General features: G+C 70.9%; 16 protein-coding genes. 8 read left to right on the top strand and 8 right to left on the bottom strand.

Annotation, left to right across the window (positions count from 1 at the left end; translation table 11 throughout):
• The first annotated feature begins 344 nt into the window (after positions 1–344).
• The 3 genes from ABN273_RS45140 (at position 345) to ABN273_RS45150 (ending at position 2,741) form a co-directional block, all read left to right on the top strand.
• A complete protein-coding gene (locus ABN273_RS45140; protein WP_349455744.1) occupies positions 345–956 on the top strand; it encodes a TetR/AcrR family transcriptional regulator in 612 nt (203 codons plus the stop codon).
• Positions 953–2,161, top strand: coding sequence for an FAD-dependent monooxygenase (locus ABN273_RS45145; protein WP_349455745.1), 1,209 nt, complete (start codon positions 953–955; stop codon positions 2,159–2,161). The genes ABN273_RS45140 and ABN273_RS45145 overlap by 4 nt, the downstream gene beginning before the upstream one ends.
• A gap of 145 nt (positions 2,162–2,306) precedes the next feature.
• Positions 2,307–2,741 (top strand): hypothetical protein, encoded by a 435-nt coding sequence (locus tag ABN273_RS45150; RefSeq protein ID WP_349455746.1) that lies wholly within the window; start codon positions 2,307–2,309, stop codon positions 2,739–2,741.
• A gap of 44 nt (positions 2,742–2,785) precedes the next feature.
• On the opposite strand, the gene ABN273_RS45155 is transcribed toward ABN273_RS45150, so the two are convergent.
• The 3 genes from ABN273_RS45155 to galK all read right to left on the bottom strand — a co-directional run bounded on the left by ABN273_RS45155 (position 2,786) and on the right by galK (position 6,232).
• Positions 2,786–3,559 (bottom strand): enoyl-CoA hydratase-related protein, encoded by a 774-nt coding sequence (locus ABN273_RS45155; RefSeq protein ID WP_349455747.1) that lies wholly within the window; start codon positions 3,557–3,559, stop codon positions 2,786–2,788.
• Between the two features lie 43 nt (positions 3,560–3,602).
• Complete coding sequence (locus ABN273_RS45160; RefSeq protein ID WP_349455748.1) at positions 3,603–4,736, bottom strand: nitric oxide synthase oxygenase; 1,134 nt, start codon at positions 4,734–4,736, stop codon at positions 3,603–3,605.
• A 383-nt stretch (positions 4,737–5,119) separates the two neighbouring features.
• The gene (gene galK / locus ABN273_RS45165) at positions 5,120–6,232 is read right to left on the bottom strand and encodes a galactokinase (protein WP_349455749.1); all 1,113 of its coding nucleotides are present in this window, start codon (positions 6,230–6,232) and stop codon (positions 5,120–5,122) included.
• A gap of 43 nt (positions 6,233–6,275) precedes the next feature.
• Between galK and ABN273_RS45170 the strand changes: the two genes are divergently transcribed.
• Positions 6,276–7,076 carry a 1-aminocyclopropane-1-carboxylate deaminase/D-cysteine desulfhydrase gene (locus ABN273_RS45170; protein ID WP_349455750.1) on the top strand — a complete coding sequence of 267 codons (801 nt, stop codon included), beginning with the start codon at positions 6,276–6,278 and terminating at the stop codon, positions 7,074–7,076.
• Here ABN273_RS45170 and ABN273_RS45175 read toward each other — a convergent pair.
• From ABN273_RS45175 to ABN273_RS45185, 3 genes are all read right to left on the bottom strand, one after another.
• The gene (locus ABN273_RS45175) at positions 7,049–7,720 is read right to left on the bottom strand and encodes a DUF6766 family protein (protein WP_349455751.1); all 672 of its coding nucleotides are present in this window, start codon (positions 7,718–7,720) and stop codon (positions 7,049–7,051) included. The genes ABN273_RS45170 and ABN273_RS45175 overlap by 28 nt on opposite strands.
• A gap of 79 nt (positions 7,721–7,799) precedes the next feature.
• Positions 7,800–8,183 carry a hypothetical protein gene (locus ABN273_RS45180; protein ID WP_349455752.1) on the bottom strand — a complete coding sequence of 128 codons (384 nt, stop codon included), beginning with the start codon at positions 8,181–8,183 and terminating at the stop codon, positions 7,800–7,802.
• Between the two features lie 33 nt (positions 8,184–8,216).
• Entirely contained in the window at positions 8,217–8,765 is a 549-nt protein-coding gene (locus ABN273_RS45185) for a hypothetical protein (RefSeq protein WP_349455753.1), read from the bottom strand.
• Between the two features lie 184 nt (positions 8,766–8,949).
• Between ABN273_RS45185 and ABN273_RS45190 the strand changes: the two genes are divergently transcribed.
• The 3 genes from ABN273_RS45190 to ABN273_RS45200 all read left to right on the top strand — a co-directional run bounded on the left by ABN273_RS45190 (position 8,950) and on the right by ABN273_RS45200 (position 17,169).
• On the top strand, positions 8,950–13,902 hold the full coding sequence (locus ABN273_RS45190; protein WP_349455754.1) for a tetratricopeptide repeat protein: 4,953 nt from the start codon (positions 8,950–8,952) through the stop codon (positions 13,900–13,902).
• A 62-nt stretch (positions 13,903–13,964) separates the two neighbouring features.
• Entirely contained in the window at positions 13,965–14,693 is a 729-nt protein-coding gene (locus ABN273_RS45195) for a TetR/AcrR family transcriptional regulator (RefSeq protein WP_349455755.1), read from the top strand.
• A 1-nt stretch (position 14,694) separates the two neighbouring features.
• Positions 14,695–17,169: a PEP/pyruvate-binding domain-containing protein gene (locus tag ABN273_RS45200; protein WP_349455756.1), complete on the top strand. Its 2,475-nt coding sequence runs from the start codon at positions 14,695–14,697 to the stop codon at positions 17,167–17,169.
• A gap of 69 nt (positions 17,170–17,238) precedes the next feature.
• Here ABN273_RS45200 and ABN273_RS45205 read toward each other — a convergent pair whose 3' ends face one another.
• The gene (locus ABN273_RS45205) at positions 17,239–19,221 is read right to left on the bottom strand and encodes an APC family permease (RefSeq protein ID WP_349455757.1); all 1,983 of its coding nucleotides are present in this window, start codon (positions 19,219–19,221) and stop codon (positions 17,239–17,241) included.
• A 273-nt stretch (positions 19,222–19,494) separates the two neighbouring features.
• On the opposite strand from ABN273_RS45205, the gene ABN273_RS45210 reads away from it, so the two are divergent.
• Positions 19,495–21,447, top strand: a complete 1,953-nt coding sequence (locus tag ABN273_RS45210) for a GTP-binding protein (RefSeq protein ID WP_349455758.1) — start codon at positions 19,495–19,497, stop codon at positions 21,445–21,447.
• Here ABN273_RS45210 and ABN273_RS45215 read toward each other — a convergent pair.
• Entirely contained in the window at positions 21,444–22,328 is an 885-nt protein-coding gene (locus tag ABN273_RS45215) for a peptidase associated/transthyretin-like domain-containing protein (RefSeq protein ID WP_349455759.1), read from the bottom strand. The genes ABN273_RS45210 and ABN273_RS45215 overlap by 4 nt on opposite strands.
• Positions 22,329–22,576: the final 248 nt, after the last annotated feature.

The raw sequence follows: 22,576 nt of genomic DNA on the forward strand, positions 1-22,576 counted from the left end.
AAGGATAGGGGGCCTGAGTCGTTCCGGGAGCCCGCTACCCGGATTGGTCTGCCGTTGCCGAAGACGGCGTCCATGGTCTCGGCCTCATGGACGATGACGGGCCTGATCGGATGCCCGTAGGCGGCTGGCGTGGTTTCAGGCGTCGGGTGCTGACGAGATTCCGCCTTCCTCTTGATCACTCGTAGGCCGCGCAGCGGAAGTCGGCGCCACGCTTGCGCAGCCCGGCGACGATGCAGTCCGGCAGAGCTGGTCCGCGGCCTTTGCGTGCCCGGGGGTATGCCGTGCTAGATTCTGGTCAAACGTCCAAGACGTTTGCCCAGGGCGATCGACCAGGAGCGTGAGCGATGAGTGCGACGGCGGCGGAACGGGGACGCGAGGCGCGTCAGCGGCTGCTGGGTGTGGCGGCCGAGCTGATCGCGGAGCGAGGTTGGTCGGCGGTCAGCACCCGGATGCTGGCCGAGCGAGCCGGGGTGGCCCCCGGCGTGGTGCACTATCACTTCACCTCGGTACCGGCTTTGCTGGCCGAGGCCGCGCTCGGCGTGATGCGCGCTCTGATCGAACAGCTCGGCGCAGGACTGGAACAGGCACACACGCCCGACGAAGCGCTCAAGCTGATGGTGGGTTTCCTGAAGGATTATGACGGCCGGGATCCGACCTCGCTGCTGTTCGCCGAGACGTATCTGGCCGCCGGCCGTGACGAAGGCCTGCGCCGCGCACTGGGTGAAGTCGTCGCCGAGTTCCGGCGGCGGTTGGCCGACCGGCTGGCCGAGCACGGGCTGGCCGCACCCGAGGCGACCGCCGCGGTGCTGGCTGCCGCAATCGACGGCATCATGCTGCACCGCGCGCTCGGCCCAGGTCCGGACACCGCGGACCTGACAACCGTCCTGGACCGGCTCATCACACCCGCCGGTTCCGGACGCCCATCCGCGCGCGAAAGGACTGCTGACACACCATGAAAGTGGTCATCTGCGGGGCAGGCATCGCCGGGCTCGCCCTGGCCCAGCGCCTCGATGCCTTCGGGGCCGAGGTCGTGGTCGTGGAAAAGGCGCCAGGCCCGCGTACTCAGGGCTACATGATCGACTTCTTCGGTCCCGGCTACGACGCCGCCGAGGCCATGGGCGTGCTGCCGCGCATCCGCGAGCTGGGATACCACGTCGAGGAAATGACCTACCGGGATCACAACGGCCGCCGGCGCTCCCGCATGCGCTTCGCCCAGTTCGCCAAGATCGTGAACGGCCGGCTGGTCAGCATCATGCGCCCCGACCTGGAACGCGCTCTGCGCGAACACGTCTCCGACCGGGTCGAGGTGCGCCACGCCACCAAGCTCACCCGCATCGACAACCGCACCGACGGCGTCACCGTCACGCTCAGCGACGACAGCACAATCGAAGCCGACCTCCTGGTGGGCGCTGACGGCATCCACTCCACCGTTCGCAGGCAGGTTTTCGGACCCGAGCCGCAATTCCTGCGCTATCTGGGATTCCACACCGCCGCATACTCGTTCGACGACGCCGACATCCACGCCCAAGTAACCGGACAGTTCTGCCTGACGGATACCGTCAACCGGCAGATGGGCTTCTACGCGCTGCGGGACCAGCGCGTGGCGGTCTTCACCGTGCATCGCACACCAGACCCCGCACTACCGGCCGATCCACGCGCGGCGATCCGCCACGAATACGCAGCCCTCGGCTGGGCCGCGCCACGCGCCTTGGCCGCCTGCCCACCACCAGAGCAGGTCTACTACGACCAGGTCGCCCAGATCGACATGCCGACCTGGAGCCGGGACCGCGTCGTGCTCATCGGCGATGCCGCCCACGCGGTGTCCCTGCTGGCCGGCCAGGGCGCGTCCTTGGGCATCACCGGCGCCTATGTCCTGGCAGAGCACCTGTCCCGCACCGACACCATCGAGACCGCGCTGCAACGCTATGAGCAGGCGCTGCGACCGGTGGTCACCGACAAGCAGCAGGCAGCCCGTGACGGGACACGCTGGTTCATCCCCGCCACCACTCGCCAGCTTCGCTTCCGGCGGGCAGCCCTCAAACTCGCCCGGCTCCCGGTCATCGACCGGTACGTGGCCGCCGCCCTTGTCGGCAAATCCACCGCCGTCATCACCAACCTGCACGCGACCAGCCGGCAGACGCCCCTCTCCAACGCCATGTGATTCCCAGACCCTCCGCACGCTGAAGGCCACGGTCAAGACCGCCGCCCACGCCGTACCTGAAGATCACTTCGGCTGTCTTAAGCCCGGCTTCAGGTGTGGCGGGCCACCCTCGGGCTGTCCTTATCGACTCGGGGAAGGAGACCCCATGTTCAAGCGACGCGCTGCCGTGGTCGTCACAGCTGCCGTGCTCGGGCTGGCCGCGATGGCCGGATCCGCGCTGGCCGACGACGGCCCGCTCAAGGTGCGCGACGACGGGCCGGCCAAGGTGCACGACGACGGGCCGGTCAGGGTGCACGTCGAGCCGGGCTTCCGCGGCGGCAGGCTGACCTGCCGGCTGAGTGACGGCAAGGTCGTCAGGTTCTCCAAGGCGAAGGTGGCCGAGCTCATCGACGAGGACTTCATCGACCGTCAGCTCGCCGAGCCCGTCACCGTTGACGGCGTGACGACCGTGCCCGCCGACCGGCTGTCGATCAGCGTTCCGGCCAGGGAACTGCCGCGCAAGGTCAAGGTGGGCAAGCGCTGGCACCGCGGCCGCGTCGTCCACCTCACCTGCGTGTGGGACGACCGCGTGGGCCGGTAGGCCTCAGCGCCGCGCCCCTGGGCCGTCCCAGGGGCGCGGCGGCGTCACAGCGGCGGGAAGTTCGGCGGGCGGCGCTCCAGGAAGCTCGCGACGCCCTCCCCGAAGTCCGGACGGCCGAAGGAGGCGACCATCTCCTGGACGGCTGTCGCGGTGGAGGCCTCCAGGGTGGCGTTCCAGTCGTGCCACACCTGCCGCTTGATCACCGCCATCGACGCGGGAGAGCTGTACGCCGCCAGCTCCCGCGCGTACGCCTGAGCCTCCGAAACCACCGACTCGCCCGGCACCGCCCGGTTCACCAGCCCCAGCTCGTACGCCTCGGCCCCGGTGAACACCCGTCCGGACAGCAGGATGTCCATGGCCCGCTGCTGCCCCATGATCCTGGGCAGCACCCAGGACAGCCCGTACTCCGCGATCAGCCCGCGACGCGGGAAGGCCGTGGTCCACTTGGCGTCCGCGGCCGTGAAGACGAGGTCGCAGACCAGAGCGTGCACCATGCCCAGCCCGGCGCAGGCCCCGTTGACGGCGGCGATGACCGGCTTGCCGATGGTGGTCGGGAACGTGTTCGGCCGGGGGTCGGGCTCCTCGTCATATGAGCCGCTCCGGATCGCGGCCAGCGCCTTGAAGTCCGCCCCCGAGCAGAACCCCTTGCCCGCGCCCGTGACCACCACGGCCCGCACCTCCGGGTCCTTCTCCGCCTTCGCCAGCAGGTCGAAGTAGCGCCGCCCCATGGCGACCGTCCACGCGTTCAGTGTGTCGGGCCGGTTGAAGGTCAGGGTGAGTACGCCCTGGTCGAGGGATGAGAGCACGAGTTCTGCCATGCCCTAACCGAACCATGTTCTAGGCGGGGAAGGCAAGCGTCGGTCAACGGTGGTGGACGAAGGCGGGGGTGAGGACCCTGGTGTCGTAGTAGCGGTGGAAGACCGGGGTGGCGCTGCCTGACAGCGGTGGCACGATCCACGACCAGTCGGCGGGGCAGACACGCCCGGCCTGCTCCTCGCGTGCCAGGTGGGTGAGGAAGCGGCGCGACTCGGTGTGGTGGTCGGTCATCGTGACGCCCGCCTGCTCGAACGAGTACAGCACCGCCACGTTCAGCTCCACCAGCGCGTGGTCGCGCCACAGTGTCCGCTCGGTGGAGGTGTCCAGGCCCAGCCGGTCGGCGACCACCTCGAGCTGGTCGTACCTGCCGGTGTCGGCGAGGTTGCGGGCGCCGATCTCGGTGCCCATGTACCAGCCGTTGAAGGGCGCGCACGGGTAGCAGATGCCGCCGATCTCCAAGCACATATCCGAAATAGCCGGTACGGCGTGCCAGCGCAGGCCCAGCTCCTCGAACCACGGGTATTCGGGGTGAACCAGCGGCACCTCCAGCACGGCGTCCCCTGGCAGGTTGCACATGAGCGGATCGCCCATGCTCGGCTGGATGATCAGCGGCAGCACGTCGAACCGCCCGAACCTGCCGGACCAGCCCAGCGCCTTGGCCATCTCGGTGAGCTCCACGTTGCGCGGGTCGCCGACGATGCTCCCGTCGCGATTGCGGTAGCCCGCGTACCGGATGAGCTGGTCGTTTAGTATCCGGGGCCCTGGGCGGGCGGGCGTGTCGGGGGGCAGGACGGTGACGGTGGGCCTGATCTTGCCGTTCCCGGTGGCCTCGCGCAGGTGGGCGACGCACTCGAGGGCCACCCCCTCCGCCGTGGTCACCTGCCGGCGGTCACGTACCTTCAGCGAGCGCCAGTAGAGCCGCCCGATGCACCGGTTGCTGTTGCGCCAGGCCACCCGGGCGCCGAACTCCAGCTCCTCGTACGTGTGCGTGTAGGTCCCGCGGCGGGCCACATCCCTGGTGACGTCGCGCAGGCGGGCGGTCATGCCTCCGGCTTTGGGGTTCTCGGCGTGGAAGAGCCTGATGAAACGCTCCGCCTCGCGAAGGTCGGTGGTTCGCTCGAGCACCGCCTGTACGGCGAGGGCATCGAAAGGACGCAGGTTCGTAATCCAGGTACGCACGCGGCAACCAGCACTTCTCCGTCATCGGATCGCCCCACCGATTCCGGGTCGGCGGCACGGTCCTGGTGGCGGCGCCCTCTCCTCGCCACCGTCACTACTTATCCGCGGCTACCGGCCCCTGATGACCGATAGCCCCATCTTTACTCGCGGCCGCTCCTTTGTCCCGCCAAACCAGGAAATGCACGCGCGCCCTGACGCCTCGCCCCAGACGTCCGACGGCATCGCCCATCCTCCGCGCCGTACGTGGCTGAACGCCGTCCAGGGCGCCGGTCTCCGCCACACACCGTGCCGCCGACGCGGCGCTCGGTGGGTGCGGAGGGCATGATCACGTGACGGCTCGGGGCGATGGGTGTCCTGCGGGGCGCCTCACGTCACGAGGTGGCTCACGCCAGGCGGTGGGCGCCGGGGGCGGGGGTGGCGGGGAGGAAGCGGGGGGACTGGAAGCCGTGCTCGGCGAACGCGTTCGACACCGACTCCTCGACACTGGACAGGCGGTCCACCGGCACCAGGGCGATGGCCGAGCCGCCGAAGCCGCCGCCCGTCATCCGGGCGCCCCGCGCCCCGCCCCGGATGGCGGCATCCACTGCCACGTCCAGCTCCGGCGACGACACCTCGTACTGGTCACGGAGCGACAGGTGGGAGGCGTTCAGGATGGCGCCGATCTCGGTGACGGCTCCGGCGCGCAGGAGGCCGATGAGGGCCTCCACGCGGTGGTTCTCCGTGACCACGTGCATCGTGCGCTTGCGCTCGTCCCCCTGCAACTGGTCGAGGGCCGCCGCCAGGTCCGTGACGTCGCGCAGGGCGGGAACGCCGAGCTTGCGGGCCGCCGACTCGCACTCCGCGCGGCGCTTGGCGTACTCGCCGCCCGCGTGCTCGTGGTGCGCCTGCGTGTCGATGATGAGCATGCTCAGCCCGTGGGAGGCCAGGTCGAGCGGGATGTTCCTGGAGCCGAGGGAGCGGCAGTCGAGGAACAGCGCGTGGCCCTCCTTGCCCAGCGCCGAGGCGGCCTGGTCCATGATGCCGCAGGGCATGCCGACGAAGTCGTTCTCGGCCTTCTGGCTGAGCAGGGCGAGCTCCATGGGCGTCATGCCCAGGTCGTGCAGGTCGTTGAGCGCCGAGGCGACGGCCACCTCGAGGGCGGCGCTGGAGCTGAGGCCCGCGCCCGCCGGGATGTCGCCGTCGATGGCGATGTCCGCGCCCGGCACCTGGTCGCCCAGCATGGCGAGCACGCCGACGACGTAGCGGGTCCAGCCCTTCGATTCCTCGTGGCTCGCGATGGTGACGGGCTCGCCGGAGGACTGGAGGGAGAGGAGCCGGATGGTCCGGTCGGCGCGCGGGGTGATCGCGGCCGTGATGCCCCACGGCACGGCGAAGGGGAGTACGAAGCCGTCGTTGTAGTCGGTGTGCTCGCCGATCAGATTGACCCGGCCGGGCGCATGCCAGACGGTCTGGGGGGACGTACCGTAGGCGGTAGCAAAAGCTTCAACAACGCGCATAATCGAACACTCCTCAACAAAGGCCCGACCGTAGACTAGCGCCATGGACGAGCTCCTGGATCCAGGGCCCGGGCAGGTCCGTGTGTTCCTGGTGCACGACGACAACAAACCGCGCAAACTCAAGTACAACCTGGGCCATTCCCGGCTGCTGACCTTCGGCGGCGCGTACTCCAACCACATCAGGGCCGTGGCCGAGGCGGGGCGGCGGCACGGGATCGAGACGATCGGGGTCATCCGGGGCGAGGAGCACGTGCCGCTGAACCCGTCGCTCGCCCACGCGAAGGCGTGCGGGATGACCCTCACTTATATGGACAGGGCCACCTACCGGCTCAAGCACACCGAACCCGTGCTGGCCGGGCTGCGGGCGCGGTGGGGGGACGACGTGATGATCCTGCCCGAGGGCGGGAGCAACGCGGCGGCCGTGCGCGGGTGCGCCGAACTGCCGGGGGAGATCGCCGAGGAGTACGACGTCATCTGCTGCCCGGTCGGCACCGGCGGGACGCTGGCCGGGATCGCGGCCGGGCTGCCGGAGGGCAAGCGGGCGATCGGGTTCGCGGTGCTGAAGGGGGCGGGGTTCCTCGCCGGCGAGGTGGCCAGGCTCCAGCGCGAGGCGTACGGACGCACCTGGTCGAACTGGGAGATCCGCCTGGATTACCACTTCGGCGGATACGCCAAATCAACACCCGCCTTGGACGCATTTATCGCGAAATATCGGGTCGAGGGCATCTATGTGGCCAAAATGCTCTACGGGATCGTGGATCTCGCGCGGCAAGGCGCCTTCCCCCAAGGCACCCGCATCGCCGCTGTGATCACCGGTCAGCCCTCCACGCTCGTGGCCGTGTGAGGCGCACCGACCGGCTTCGACTCGGGCGAGCCCCGCTGCCGCAGGTAGATCGAGAGCACCACCATCGACAGGACCGCCAGCAGCTCCGACTGCCAGTTCTGCAGCGTACGGGCCCAGAACTCGGGCGAGGTCACGTACGACCACCAGGACACCGGATCGCGCAGGTCACCGAGCCGCTCCGCGTTGTACGACGCCTGCCCCGCCACCGACTGTGCCAGCCACGACAGTACGAAGACGGCACCCATCACCAGCCCCAGCGAGTTGCTGAACAGCCACAGCCTCAGCCCGCCGACCCTGGCCCACCGGGGAGACCTGGAGCCGGCATGCGCCCCGATCCGCTGCTTCTCGTCGGACTCCGACCCCGCCTCGTCCACCTTCTTGGACTCGGGCGACCCCTTCTGCACGAGCCAGACGGTCAGCATGATGAACAGGAAGAACTGCAGGTACTCCGACTGCCAGTTCTCCGCCACGTCCACCGCGAACGGGGACGACGTCACGTACTGCAGGAACGAGACCGGCTCGGCGCCCTCGGCCATCTGCTGGTCGTTGTACTGCGACATCCCGGCCACCGCCTGCCCGGCCAGCGCCAGGAAGAACATGATCATGAATGCGAGGGCCAGAGAGTTCTCCTTGAGCCACCTCACAGCCGCGACCACCCCACCGCGAAGAAGAACGCCAGGCCGACCACGATGATCAACATGGTCAGCGTGAACATCACGCGCATCAGTCCTCTACCTCACACTTGTAGGGAAGGTCAGGGACCGGTTCGCATCCGGCGGCCTTGACCCGCCAGCCGTCGGAGAAGCGGTGCAGGAAGAGCGTGTCGCCGGCCAGCCGTACCTGCGCGTCCTCGCCCCACACGCTGACGGAGGTGACGGAGCCGCCCGGACCGAGGCCCACCTCGCGCAGCGCCTCGGCGCAGGTCTGGCCGGGGTCGGGGAGCTTCTCGGCCGTCTTGCGCGTGAGCATCGCGCACGCGGCGTCCTCGCGGTGCGCGGAGACGGCCGCGTGGAAGCGCTCGGCCGCCTGCGCCGGAGCGGCCATGTCCGGGGCGCAGCCGGCGGCGGCGAGCGCGAGCGCCGGCACCACGACGAGCAGGGTCCTCATGGATCTCTGCTACCCGCGGATCAACGGCGCATGCTAGCCGCCGAGCTGGTCGAGCACCGGTGACACCAGCGCGTTGAGCTCGCGGGTCAGCACCACGATCGCCCGGTGCGCGCGCTGCTCGACCTCGTCGTGCGGCCCCTCGGGCTCGGGCGGCAGGTCGTCGAGGGGCACAGGCGCCTCCAGCAGCAGGCCGGCCCGCAGGAACGGGTGCCTGGCCAGGTCCTGCTGGGTCGGCTCGACGTACTGGCCGAAGGTCTCCTGCCAGCCCAGCCACCCGCGATCGCGCCACCAGGCCCGCGACCGGGTCAGCTCCTCGGGCAGCGGAGAGACCACCCGGACCCGAGCGTAGAGCGAGCCGTCCCAGGTGTTGCGGTGGCAGGTCGCGTCCAGGATGCGCCGGTCCCACCGCACGTAGCCGGGGGTCAGCGACGGCGGCGTGGCCAGCCGCCACGCCGCGCACGCGAACCTGACGGGCGCGATGTCGCCCCACTCGAACTCTTCGAGGTTCTTGCGGACGTGTACGGCATAGCGCCCGTCACGGTCTCTGTCGAACTCTTGATCGATCCAGAACGCTCTGCCCATGGGGACTACGCTACGGCCTCCCCTGCCTCGATGCCTCTGCGGCGCGAGGGGGCGCGGCTTCCCAGCGACCGAGCCGCCTCCACGGAGTGGAGGGCATAGACGCGTGCGAGATCTTCGAATGCCCTGTGGCAGAGGTGGCAGATGTGTAGCTTTTTCACATTGTTGGATGACTTTGGAGTGAGCGATGGCGTCAGAACAGCTCGACGCGGCCATGAGCTACTGGAAAACGGGAGATCTCGATGCGGCCGCCGCGCTGTTCAGGCAGATCGCGGCCACGGGGGATCCGGAAGCGTCCCATCTGCTGGCCGGGCTGCTGCAGGAGCAGGGGGACCTGGACGGCGCCGAGGCCGCGCACAGGTCGGTGATCCAGTCAGGCGACCCGGTGTTCGGGCAGCGCTCGGCCATCGCCATGGGGATGATGCTGGTCAACGCCGAGGAGTGGCCCGCGGCGCACCGGGTGCTGACGATCGCGTCGGACGGGGCCGACTTCGAGGTGGCCGCGCTCGCCGACACGGCGCTGGTGCTGGTGCTCACGCAGCTGGGCGACGCGGAGGGCGCGCAGGCGGCGCTGGAGCGGGCGCGCAGGTGCGACAGTCCCGCCGTGGCGGAGCTGGCCGACCGGCTGGAGCTGCCCGCGTTCCACCAGGACCCGGCCTCGGCTCGCGACCTCTACGAGGAGGCGGAGGACGAGGACGACTACCGGGCGCTGCTGACCTGCGGCGACCCGGATGTGGTGGCGTTGTCGGCGTTCCGGCTGTACCAGATCTACGCGGAAGAAGAGGAGTTCGAGCAGGCCAGGGAGGTGTGCGAGCACGCCATCGCCGTCGGGCACCCCGACCACCTGGCCATGGCGCACAAGCTGCTCGGCGCCGTGCTGGTGGACCTGGGCGAGTACGCCGAGTCCGCCGCCGCCTACCGCGTGGCCGCCGAGGACCCCAGGCCGGAGATCCGGTTGCCCTCGCTGATCGAGCTGGCCAAGGTGACCGCGTCGCTCGGCGACGAGGAGGAGACGAAGGCGATCTTCCGCCGGGTGATCGCCAGCGGCCACCGCGAGTACGTCGTGCAGGCCCAGGCGTGCCTGGCCCAGATGCACACAGAGGCGGGCGAGCCGGCCGAGGCGCTGGCCGCGCTGCGTGCCGTGCTGGAGGCGGGGGAGGACGAGTGGGCCCCGATCTGCGTCACGATGCTCGGCCTGCTGCTCGACCAGCATCCGGAGGCGTACGACGAGGCCCTGGAGCTGGCGCGGTTCGCGTCCGAGCATGAGGACCCCGACACCGCGTTCAAGGCGGCGCTGCTGCTGGAGCACGCGGCCAGGCAGCAGCCGCTGGCCGACCCCGTCGACGAGCAGGCGCTCCAGGACACCGACGAGGGGCTGGCCCGCATGAAGGCCGGCGATTTGGCCGAGGCCAGGCGGCTGCTGCGCGGCGCCGCCGACTCGGGCGCGCCGACGCAGTCGCTCAGGGCCATGGTGACGCTGGCCCAGCTGGAGATCGGCGAGGGCGACCGGGAGCAGGCCGACGAGCTGCTGGCGTACGTGGCCGATGGCGAGGACGTGCTGCAGGGCTTCAACGCGGCCTTCCTGCTGCACCTGCTGCGCGAGTCGGGCGAGCAGCCGCATCCCGTGCTGCAGGCCATCCTCGACCACCAGCGGCTGGGCAGGGAGGAGGGGCTGGTCCGCTACCACGCGACCATGGAACACCCGGATCCGGCCGTCGCCGCGATCGGCACCGCCGTGTTCGCGCAGGTGCTGGCCTCGATCGGGTACGACCTGTCGGAGGCGGCCAAGCTGTTCCAGTCGGCGGCCGACGCCGGGGACCCGCTGGCGCTGTCGTACACGGCACTGATCTGCAAGGAAGTGCTGTCCGACGAGGACGAGGCGGTCGCGCTGCTGCGCCGGGCCAGGGCGGAGGGCCACCCGGTGCTGGCGCCGTGGGTGGGGTACGCGCTGGGCGGCCTTGTCATGGAGCACGACCTGGCCGAGGCGCGGGCCGCGTACACGACGGCTTTGGCGAGCGACAACCGCGGGCTGTGGATCGAGGCGGCCGGCCAGCTGTTCACGGTGTACGACCGGCAGGGCGACCTGCTGGCGATTTGCCGGATGCAGGAGAGGCGCATCGAGGAGGAGGACACCGAGGACGGCCGCGGGCGCAACGCCTGGCTGCTCGGGCTGCACCGGGTCAAAGTCGACGATCTCGCCGCCGCGCGGGCGGCCTTCGAGCTGGCCAGGGCGGAGCCGGAGGGGATGGGGCGATTCGCCCTGTGCCTGCTCGACCGGGACTTCGAGGGCGCGGCGGCGGCGTTCGAGGAGGTCGGCGACGAGGGCAACGTTCTCATGTCGAGCATGCTGACCATGCACACCGCGCACGCCTGGGAGCGGCGCAGCGAGATCGCCGCCGCCGACGGGGCGCTCTCCCTGGTGCTCGCCGCCGGCCACCCCAGCTACCGGCAGGAAGCGGGGTGCTACCTCGGCGCGCTGCGTAACGAAGCGGGCGACAAGCGCGGGGCGCTGGAGGCGTGGGAGCAGGTCGCGGACGGCGACAACGAGCGGCTGGCCGCCATGACGCGGTGGGACATCGGGCGGGTGCGGCAGGAGCTCGGGCTGCTGGACGAGGCGGCCGCGGCCTACCGGGCGGCGCTCGAGGGGCTCGACGACAGGCGCAGGAAGGACGCGACCGTGCGGCTCGCCGAGGTGCTCGTGGCGCGCGGGGCGACGGACGAGGCGGGGGAGCTGCTGGCCGGGGAGTTCGGCGAGGCGGGACGGCTCCAGCTCGTGTGCGTGCTGCGCGACCACGGCGACCTGACCGCGGCCCTGTCCCTGCTCACACGGGAATCCCAGGACGCGTGGGAGGCGCAGTTGCTCGGTGAGCTGCTCGCCAGGACCGGCGACGCGGCGGGGGCGCGGGAGGCGTACGAGCGGGCCGTGGCCGCCGACCCGGCGTCCGCGTCCGGCACGCTGGTCGAGGCCGGCAGGCTGCTGGCCGAGGCGGGCGACGCCGAGTACGCCCGCTCCGCTTACGAGCGGGTCGTCGCCCTGGACGACGACGAATGGTTCACGGCCGTCGCCCGGGTCCGGCTCGGCACGGCCTCGGCCAAGGAACGCGGATGGGTGCTGGCCGACGACGGGGACCGGGAGGGCGCGGTCGCGGCGCTGACCGAGTTCGCCGGGTCGGAGCTGATGGCCGAGGTGCTGCTCGCGCTCAACGCCGACGACGCCCGGAGCGTGCGCCGCCTGCTCGCCGCCGCGGACCCGGAGGCCCGGCGGGAACCCCTCGTCGAGACCCTCGAGCGGGCTCGCGGGCTGGACGATCACCGTGCGGCCGCGGCACTCTGCGGGGTCGTCATCGAGCTGGGCGAGCCCGCCCTCGCCGCGCAGGCCGCGCTGGACCTCGGCGTGATCCACGCCGAGCGCGACGACCACTGCAAGGCCGAACTGGCCACCCTCCCCGCCACCGAGCACCCGGAGACGGCCGCGAACGCCTGGCAGAACATCGCCATCGTCCGCCACCGCCGCGGCGACCTCGACGGGGCGATCGAGGCCGCGCGTGCCGCGATGCCCGCCACCGCCGTCGTGCTGGGGGACCTTCTCAACACGCGGGGCGACAGCGCCGGCGTACGCGAGGCGCTGACCGCCGGGGCGGCGGCCGGTGACCTCGAGAGCCTGCGCCACCTGCTCGCCCACCTGCTCATGGAGCAGGACTACGACGCCGTGGCCAAGGAGGCCGAGCAGGCCGTCGGGACCGGCGACCCCGAGACCGTGTCGATGGGCTACTGGGCGTGGGGCGACGCGTACAAGGCCGGGGGCGACCTGGAGAACGCGGCCCGCATGTTCGGGCGGGGCGTGGACACCGGCTTCCCCGCCACCGAGGCGGGCATCCGGGTGGACCTGGCCAAGGCCATGCGAGAGCTGGGCGACGCGGCCGGGGCCGAGCGGGAGGTGCGGCTGGCCATGGAGTCCGGCGTGCCGGACGCGGTGGAGCGGGGCGGCCTGCAGCTCGGCCTCTGGCTGCACGAGGAGGGCGACCAGCTCGGCGCCGCGCGGGCGTTCGCCGCCGCCGCGGGCGCCGGCTCCGACGTGGCGACGAACAACCTGCGCGTGCTCGCCCACCAGGCCGCCGACCGCGGCGAGCACGCCCTGGCCGTGCAGGTCCTTCAGTTGGCGGGCGACGAGGCCGGCGGCGTGGCGCGCGAGCTGGCCGGGCAGTGCGAGGACCCGGCGGCCGTACGGGCGTACCACGAGCTGACGGGACGGGGGCCGTTCACCGAGCTGGAGATCGCCGACCGGCTGGCCGAGCTGGACAGGCCGGCCGAGGCACGGGCGATCTACGAACGGCTCAGCGGGGACGACGACCCGGACGTACGGTTCGTCGCCGGTGGCAGGCTCCTGGACCTGCTCGACGGCGAAGGGGACGACGACGCGTTCTTCGACCTGGCCCAGCGGGCGGCGGCCGACGCCGACAGCCCTATCCGGGGCGTGTTCGGGAGCCTGCTCGGCATGCTGCAGAGCAACCGGGGGGACATGGAGGCGTCGCTGGACACGCTCAGGGAGGCGGCCGCCGGCGGCGAGCCCATCGCGCTGTCCACGCTCGCGCAGACGCTGGTCGAGGCCGGGAAGGTGGACGAGGGGCGGGAGGCGTACCTGCGGGTGCTCGACGCGGGCGACGCCGACCTCGCCGCCCGGGCCATGATCGCGCTCGGGCAGACGTACCACGAGGAGGACGAGGCGCGGGCCCGATCGTGGTACCTGCGAGGGGTCGAGGAGGGCGAGGGGCACATCAGCGCGCTCGCGGCGATGTACCTGGGCGCGCTGGCCAAGCGGAACCGGGACTTCCCCGAGGCGCTCACCTGGTACCAGCGGGTCATCGATGCGGGGGACACGGAGTCGGGACTGGCCGCGGCGCACCTCGGCGAGCTGTGCTACTGGCTCGGCGACCGCGACGGGGCCGTGCGCTACTACGAGCTGACGCTGGGGCTGACCGAGCAGGCCGACCTGGTGGCCGAGGCCGCCTGCCGGCTGGGCGAGATCCGCTACGAGCGAGGCGACCTGGAGCGGGCCCGGCAGTTGCTGATGACCGCCGTGTCGACCGGCGACCCCTCGTTCGCGCCGTCAGCGGAGTCGTTGCTGGCGAAGCTCGGGTGAACTTGCTCTTAATTAAATGACCAACTAGTCTCATCTAGTCAAACAAATGAGGTGAGACTGACATGGTCAGGGCAGGACGGCCCCCACAGGATCCGGCGCGCCAGCTGGAGCGGGCGCACCGGATCCTCGACGCCGCCACCGAGCTGGTTCTGCGCTGGGGCTACGACAAGACCACGATCGACGACGTGTCCAAGCGGGCAGGTGTCGCCAAGGGCACCATCTACCTGCACTGGAAGACACGCGACGACCTCTTCGCCGCGCTGCTGCGCCGCGAGCGCGTGCGCATGCTCGCCGACGTGCGCGGCCGCGGCCCGGCCACGCTGAGCGGGCTGTACGGCGAGCTCGCCCGCGCCCTGCTCGGCCGGCCGCTGCTCAGCGCGTTCATGCGGGGCGACTCCGAGGTGCTCGGCAAGTTCGCCCGCCAGAAGCAGCAGGCCGGGAGCCCGCCGGGGCTGGACGAGCCCCTGGACGCGTACGTGGCCGAGCTGGTCAAGCGCGGCGCGGTGCGCGAGGAGATGGGGGACCACGTCCGCGTGGCCAACTCCGTCCTGTACGGCTTCCTCTTCCTGCCGGACAGCCGGCCCGACGAGCCGCGGCCGTCCGACGACCGGATCGCGGAGCTGGTCGCCGACACCATCGAGCGGGCCATGAGCACGGGCCGCCCCCTGTCCGGCGACGACGCCGACGCCGTCGCCCGGGCCACCCTCGACTTCCTCGACGCCGTGGCGGAGATCGCCCAGCGGAGGCTGGCGGCCTCCATGGGCGGTTCGAAGAGCTCAAGGAGCGTATGACGTGAAGGCCGTACTCCCTCTCGACGACGCGGCGGCCGACCTCGCGACCGTGGGCGGCAAGGGCGCATCGCTGGCCAGGCTGACCAGGGCCGGGCTGCCCGTTCCAGGTGGTTTCCACATCACGACCGAGGCCTACCGGGCGTTCGTGTCGGCGTTCCGCGACGAGATCCCGCACGCTCAGGACGCGCGGCGGCTGTTCGCCGAGCACGACATGCCCGCCGAGATCGCCGCGGACATCCGCCGGGCGTACGAGGCGCTCGGCGACGACGTGCCGGTGGCCGTGCGCTCGTCGGCCACCGCCGAGGACCTGCCGGACATGTCGTTCGCCGGCCAGCAGGACACCTATCTCAACATCAGCGGCGACGCCCTGCTGGACGCGGTCAAGCGCTGCTGGGCCTCGCTGTGGAACCCGCGCGCCATCGCCTACCGCGAGCAGAACGGCGTCCCCCACGACGACGTGGCGCTGGCCGTGGTGGTCCAGGAGCTGGTGGACGCGGACGCGGCAGGAATCATGTTCACCGCGAACCCGGTCACCGGCGCCCGCGACGAGACCGTCATCAACGCCTCCTGGGGGCTCGGCGAGGCGGTCGTCGGCGGCCAGGTCACCCCCGACACGATCGTGGTGTCCGGCGGCGCCGTCACCCAGTCGCAGGTCGGCGACAAGACGGTCATGACCGTCCGCACCCCCGACGGCACCCGCGAGCAGCCCGTGCCGGCGGAGCTGCGCGGCAAGGCCGTGCTCGAGGCGGCGCAGGCCGTGGAGCTCGCCGCGCTCGGCACGCGCATCCAGGCCCTGTACGGCACTCCGATGGACGTGGAGTGGGCCAGGCGCGGCAGCGCGTTCGCCGTCGTCCAGGCCCGCCCCATCACCGGCATCAAGCCGCAGGTCGAGGAGTGGAACGACAGCCTCAAGGGCGAATACCTGTGGACCGGCGGCAACCTGGGCGAGGCCATCCCCGACGTGATGACGCCGATCACGTGGTCGTTCGTGCGCCTGTTCATCAACGAGGCGATGTCCGCCTCGACCCTGCCCGGCTTCGACCTGGTCGGCAACATCGGCGGCCGCTTCTACATGAACCTGAGCGTCGTCCACTCCATCGCCGGGGCCCTGGGCATGCGCGGCAGGCTGAGCGCGGTCGAGCAGGTCTTCGGCAAGCTGCCGCCGGCGCTGGACGTGCCGCAGGTGCCGGTGTCGCGCTGGGAGATCATCAAACGCGTCCTGCCCATGGCGATCGGCCTCCAGCGCCGCGTACGCCGCAACCTCAAGGGCATGCGCGCGTTCCTGGCCACCTCGCAGCGGCGGTGCGAGGAGCTGCGCGCCACGATCGCCGCCACCGGCTCCGGCCCCGAACTGGCCGACCTGTGGGAGCGCGAGATCAGGCCCCACATGGTCACCTCCTGCCGCATGCTCGAGGCCGCCGGCCGCCAGGGCGGCGCCACCCTGGTCTGGACCCGTGACCGGCTGCGCAAGATGATCGGCGAGGTCGCTGCCGAGGCCATGCTGACCGGCGTGAACGCCGACGGCGAGCTGGCCAGCCTGGGCCCGGTGACGGGCCTGTCCAGGCTCGCCCGCGGGGAGATCACCAGGGACGAGTTCGCCCGCACGTACGGGCATCGCGGCCCCCACGAGTTCGAGGTGTCGATCCCGCGGCCCGGCGAGGACCCCGGCTGGATCGACGCCCAGCTCGTGGGCCTGCGCGACCTGCGCGCCGACACCGAGGCACTGCTCGCGCGGCAGGGCAAGGCCAGGGAGGAGGCGTGGGCACGCTTCGCCGAGCGCTATCCGCGCCAGGAGGCCAAGATGCGCGCCAGGGTCCAGCGCTGGAACGCGGTCGTGCGCGACCGCGAGTCCACGCGCTCGGAGAACATGCGGGCGTTCTGGGTGCTGCGGGCGTTCGCCGTACGGGCGGGGGAACTGTCGGGCCAGGGCGACGAGGTGTTCTTCCTCTACCTGGACGAGCTGCTGGCCCTGCTGCGCGGCGACCGGTCCGTGCTGGAGAAGGTGCCGGTACGGCGGGCCACCTACGAGCAGTACGCCGCACTGCCGGCCTACCCCGCGCTGATCGTCGGCCACTTCGACCCCGTGCGCTGGGCCGCCGACCCCGGCCGGCGGAACGACGTCTACGACGCGCGCGGCCCCGGCGTGCCCGTGAGCGACACCGTGGAGGGCTTCCCCGGCGCTCCGGGGATCGTGGAGGGCATCGCCCGCGTGATCTCAGGGCCGGAGGAGGGCGATCGGCTCAAGCCGGGCGAGATCCTCGTCACGACGCTGACGAACGTGGGCTGGACCCCGATGTTCCCGCGTGCCGCCGCCGTGGTGACCGACATGGGCGCACCGCTGTCCCACGCCTCGATCGTGGCGCGCGAGCTGGGCATCCCCGCCGTGGTCGGCACCGGCAACGCCACCATGCGCCTGCACGACGGCGACCGGATCAGGGTGGACGGCGCGCGGGGCACGGTCGAGTTGCTCGGCTGAAAGACTCCGCCAAGCCGTCCCTCGTCGCGGAGCTGGCGCGCCGGCAGCGCCCGCTGGGGATGAGTCCGGCTAGCCGCCGACGTGGATGCCCGGCCGCTTGGCGGGGTCGGGTTCACCCTTGCGGATGATCTCGCGTACGACCGGCGCCGTGTCGCCGCGCCCGAGGATGAGGTAGCGGAAGAGGTGCATCAGCGGCGAGCCCTCCGCCCACTCGAAGTAGCAGTGCGGCCGGACGCCGGTGGCGTCGCGCAGGGCCAGCAGGACGGCGGCGATGGCGTTGGGTGCCGCGGGGCTCTCCGCGCGCAGCACGCGGTGCCCGTCCACCTCGACGCCGCGCACGTGGAGCGCGTTGCTGAAGTCGGACGGGTCGATGACGTCGACCTCCATGAAGAGGATGTCGGCCCGCCCGGGGACCGGGTTCATGCCGCGCTGCTCGCTCTCCTTGGCCTCGTACTCGGCCTTGTCGCCGGTCTGGCGGCGGTTGGCGATGATGTTGAGCGCGCCGTCGTACTCGATCGAGTCGGCGATGAACCGCCGCGCCGCCTTGTCGAACTCGATCCGGTCCGCCCGCAGCTCGGTCGTGCGGGAGACGCGCGAGACCAGCGAGATGGCGATGATGCCCAGGATGAACAGCGCCGAGATGGCGATGCCGTCCGGCTTCTCCCTGATGTTCTCCACCAGCGCGTAGAGCAGCACCAGGGTGAGCACGGAGAAGCCCGCGACGGCCGGCCGCTGGCCCTTGCGGATGGCCGAGATCGTCACCGCGAACGCGCCGGAGACCATCATGGCCAGGATGCCCGTGGCGTACGCGCCGGCCTGGGCGTCCACGTCGGCGTCGAACGCGATGGTGAGCACCACGCAGATGCCCGTGTAGACGAGCACCACCGGCCGCACCGCGCGGCCCCAGTCCGGCGCCATGCCGTAGGAGGGCAGGTAGCGCGGCACGATGTTGATCAGACCGGCCATCGCGGACGCACCGGCGAACCACAGGATGAGGATCGTGCTGATGTCGTACACCGTGCCGAACACCTCGCCGAGCCGCTCGTGCGCGAGATACGCGAGCGCCCTGCCGTTGGCCTCGCCGCCCGGCTTGAACTGCTCGGCCGGGATGAGCACCGTGGTCACGAAGCTGGTCGCGATGAGGTAGACGCTCATGATGAGCGCGGCAGACGTCAGCAGCTTGCGCGTGTTGGCGATGCGCGAACCCAGCCGCCGCTCGGGGGTCTCGCCCTCGGCGGCCACCAGCGGCATCATGCTGACGCCCGTCTCGAACCCCGACAGCCCCAGCACCAGCAGCGGGAAGGCCAGCACGGCGGGGCCGATGAGGCCGCCGAAGCCGCCCGTCCCACTGGTCAGCGCCTCGGTCCAGCGGGAGATCGCGTCAGGGGACGAGATGACCTCCGTCAGCCCGACGGCGACGACGACGGCGTTCAGGATCAGGAAGACGGCGACGAGCGGGATCGCCACGCCGACCGCCTCGCTGAAGCCGAGCAGGAACACGCCGCCCAGGATCAGCAGCAGCACCACGGTCAGGATGACCTCGTGACCGTGCAGGAAGCTCGGGAAGTACGGGTTCTCCACGACGTGCACGGACGCGTCCGCCGCCGACAGGGTGATCGTGATGATCCACGACGTCGCCACGAACCCCAGCAGCACGAGCACGAACACCTTGCCCCGCCAGAACGGCAGCAGCCGCTCCAGCATCGCCACGGACCCCTGCCCGTGCGGGCTCTCCCGCGCCACCCTCCGGTACATCGGCAGCATGCCGAGCAGCGTCAGCGCCACGATGAGCAGCGTGGCCAGCGGCGACAGCGCCCCGGCCGCCAGGGCGGCGATGCCGGGGAGGTAGGCCAGCGTCGAGAAGTAGTCGACGCCGGTCAGGCACATGACCTTCCACCAGGCCTGCGGCTCCGCGTGCGCCTCGGTCGTCTCGGGGCCCGTCGGCTGCACACGAAGCTGCAGCAGCCAGCGGGCCAGGGGGTTTGACGGAGGCGCAGGACGAGTCGGGGTCTCCACGACCGCCGGGACCGTAGGCCCACCGGTACCGCTCACCGGATCTTCCTCTCTGACAAAGGACGGACACCACCCTAGGGGGTCGCGCAGGACAACGCGGCTGGCGTGACGATTCCGGCCACATCGGCGCGAACCGGCCTCGGCGGGGAGGGCCGCAGGACGGCGCGCCGGTAAATCGGTTGCCCGTGCCGACCGGGCTCTGGTGCGCTGACCTGGAGTCAGAACGACCCGAGGAGCAGGAAATGCGAGCAACGCTCATGTCCCCCGAGGAAGGAAGAGCCGTCTATCTAGAGGACATGACGTTCGTTGCGTATGCTCAATTTGGGGATCTTGGCGCATGTAGACGCCGGTAAGACCAGCCTGACCGAGCGGCTGCTGTATGCCGCCGGAGCCATCGACGAGGTCGGCAGCGTCGACGACGGCAGCACCCAGACCGATTCGCTGGCCCTGGAGCGCCAGCGCGGCATCACGATCAAGTCGGCGGTGGTCTCGTTCGTCATCGGCGACACCACGGTCAACCTGATCGACACGCCGGGCCACCCCGACTTCATCGCCGAGGTGGAGCGGGTGCTGAGCGTGCTCGACGGCGCCGTGCTGGTCGTCTCGGCCGTTGAGGGCGTGCAGGCCCAGACCCGCGTGCTCATGCGCACCCTGCGCCGGCTCGGCATCCCCACGCTCGTCTTCGTGAACAAGATCGACCGTCGCGGTGCCCGCCATGACGGGATATTGCGTGAAATCTCGGAGAAGCTGCCCGTGGCCGCCGTCGCCATGGGGGCCACCGCCGGGCTGGGCACGAGTGCCGCCTCCTTCACACCGTTCAAGGGGGCGGCGAACTTCCTGGAGGTGCTGGCGGAGCAGAGCGACGCGCTGCTGGCCGCGTACGTGCACGACGAGGAGCCGATCTCGGACGCCAGGCTCCGCGCCGAGCTGGTGGCGCAGACGGGCCAGGCGCTGGCACACCCGGTGTTCTTCGGTTCGGCGATCACGGGCGCGGGCGTGGACGCGCTCATGGCCGGGATCGAGGAGCTGCTCCCCGCCGCCCAGGGCGACCCCGGCGGGCCGCTCTCGGGCACCGTCTTCAAGGTCGAGCGCGGCGATGCCGGGGAGAAGATCGCGTACGTGCGGATGTTCTCGGGCACGGTACGCACCCGCGACCGCCTGCGGCTCGAGGACGGGCGTGCGGGGAAGGTCACGGCGATCAGCGTGTTCGACCGGGGTACGGCGGCGCGCGAGTCAGAGGTCACCGCGGGCCGGATCGCCCGCCTCTGGGGCCTGGCCGACGTCCGGATCGGCGACGCGATCGGCCTGCCCAGGAAGGCCGAGCCGCAGGGCCACTTCGCGCCGCCGACCCTGGAGACGGTCGTGGTCCCGCGCGACCACGCCGACAAGGGCGCGCTCCACCTCGCGCTCGCCCAGCTCGCCGAGCAGGATCCGCTGATCGGCCTGCGCCAGGACGACCTGCGGCAGGAGGTCTCCGTCTCCCTCTACGGCGAGGTGCAGAAGGAGGTCATCCAGGCCACGCTCATGAACGACTTCGGCCTGGACGTCACCTTCCGTGAAACGACCACGATCTGCGTCGAACGCCTCATCGGCAGCGGCGAAGCCGTCGAGCTGATCGGCAAGGACCCCAACCCGTTCCTCGCGACCGTCGGCCTGCGCGTCGAGCCAGGGCCGCCGAGCAGCGGAGTGGAGTTCCGGCTGGAGGTCGAGCTGGGCTCGCTGCCGTACTCGTTCATGAAGACGATCGAGGAGACGGTACGCGAGACGCTCCGGCAGGGCCTGCACGGCTGGCAGGTCGAGGACTGCGTGGTCACCCTGACCCGCTCCGGCTACTGGGCCAAGCAGAGCCACTCCGGCGGCGTGTTCGACAAGAGCATGTCCAGCACCGCCGGCGACTTCCGCAACCTCACCCCGCTGGTCCTGATGAGCGCGCTGAAGCGGGCCGGGACCAGGGTGTTCGAGCCGATGCACCGCTTCCGGCTCGAGCTGCCCGCTGACACGCTCGGCCCCCTGCTGCCCGTGCTGGCCCGCCTGGGCGCCGTCCCCCTGACGCGGACGCCGGGCCTGGTGGAGGGCGAGATCCCGGCGGCGCAGGTGCACGATCTTGAGCGGCAGCTCCCGGGGCTGACCCGCGGCGAGGGCGTGCTGGAGTGCGACTTCCACCGCTACCAGCCCGTACGCGGCCCGGCCCCGGAGCGCCCGCGCACCGATCACAACCCGCTCAACAGGAAGGAGTATCTCCTGCACGTGGTGCGCAGGGTCTAGGCGCCGTCCTTGTCGGAGTCGGCGGAGAAGACGATGACGCCGAGGTAGCCGTCGTCCTCCTTGGTGACCTTCATGAGCATGCTGTCGTCGTAGATGTTGTCGTTGTCGTTGAACGTGTCGCGTCCCGAGTGCCCGGAGTACGGCGACATCGCCATGACCTTGCTGTTGAGCGACTCGTCGAACATCAGCTGCGTGGTCAGCACGCGCTGGTTGCTGAAGTGGACCATGGCGTGGACGTGGATCGTGCGACCCCGGTACCAGCCCGGCCAGATCGTGGTGAACTCCACGATGCCGTCGCTGTTGGTGACCTGGGCGCCGCGCAGGTAGCGCTTGTCGTCGGTGGGCGTGAGATCCGCCATGTCGCCGCCGCCGTCGCCCGTGCCGCCGCTCGGCGGGGCGCCGGTGGGGGCGCCGCTCGGGGGATTGCCGGGCGGGTTCCCGCTGGGTTGGTTGCCGCCGCCCCCGCCCGTGGACTGCGCCTCGGCGCCCGAGTAGAGCCCGGCCGCGTCGCAGTGCCAGATCTCCACCACCGTGTTGCCGAGCGGCTTGCACGTCTCGCTGTCCTGGACCTTGATGGCCACCCGCAGCCGTACGCCCTGCCTGTCCTCGCGGATGTCGCTGCGGATCTTGTCGGCGTCGAAGTAGTAGGGGCCCTGCGTCGTGGTGCTGGTCAGCTTGCAGGTGCCGGCCCCGGTGAACAGCGCGGTGAGGTCCTTGGCCGTGGTCGCCGTGGGCGTGACGCTCGCTCCCGTGGACGTGGTGACGGTCGCGGTGCCCTCGGTGCTGGCGCAGGCCGCCAGCAGGCTGCCGAGTCCGAGCGAGCTGATACCCGCGAACAGCCTCCGACGGCTGACCCGCTGGCCTTCGTGATCGTGTCCCACTGTGTTTCCTTCTGAGGGGTGTTCCGTTGCTTCGGAACCTCACGGTACGGGGCGGGCCCTTGACGTCCCCTTTGTGCTGCATGAACGTTTCATGAGTTCATCGAAAGCCTTTTCGGCGATATGAAACTGTAACTGAGCTACTCCCTAGCTGATCAGCGAAGGTGAACGCAAAGATCCGCAGTTCACAGTGTATGTGCGTGGTCGCGGCGGGCGATTGACAGTCCCTGGTCAGCCGTTCTACGTTCCCG

The sequence above is a fragment of the Nonomuraea sp. B19D2 genome (genome assembly GCF_040137845.1).
Taxonomy (GTDB): Bacteria; Actinomycetota; Actinomycetes; order Streptosporangiales; family Streptosporangiaceae; genus Nonomuraea.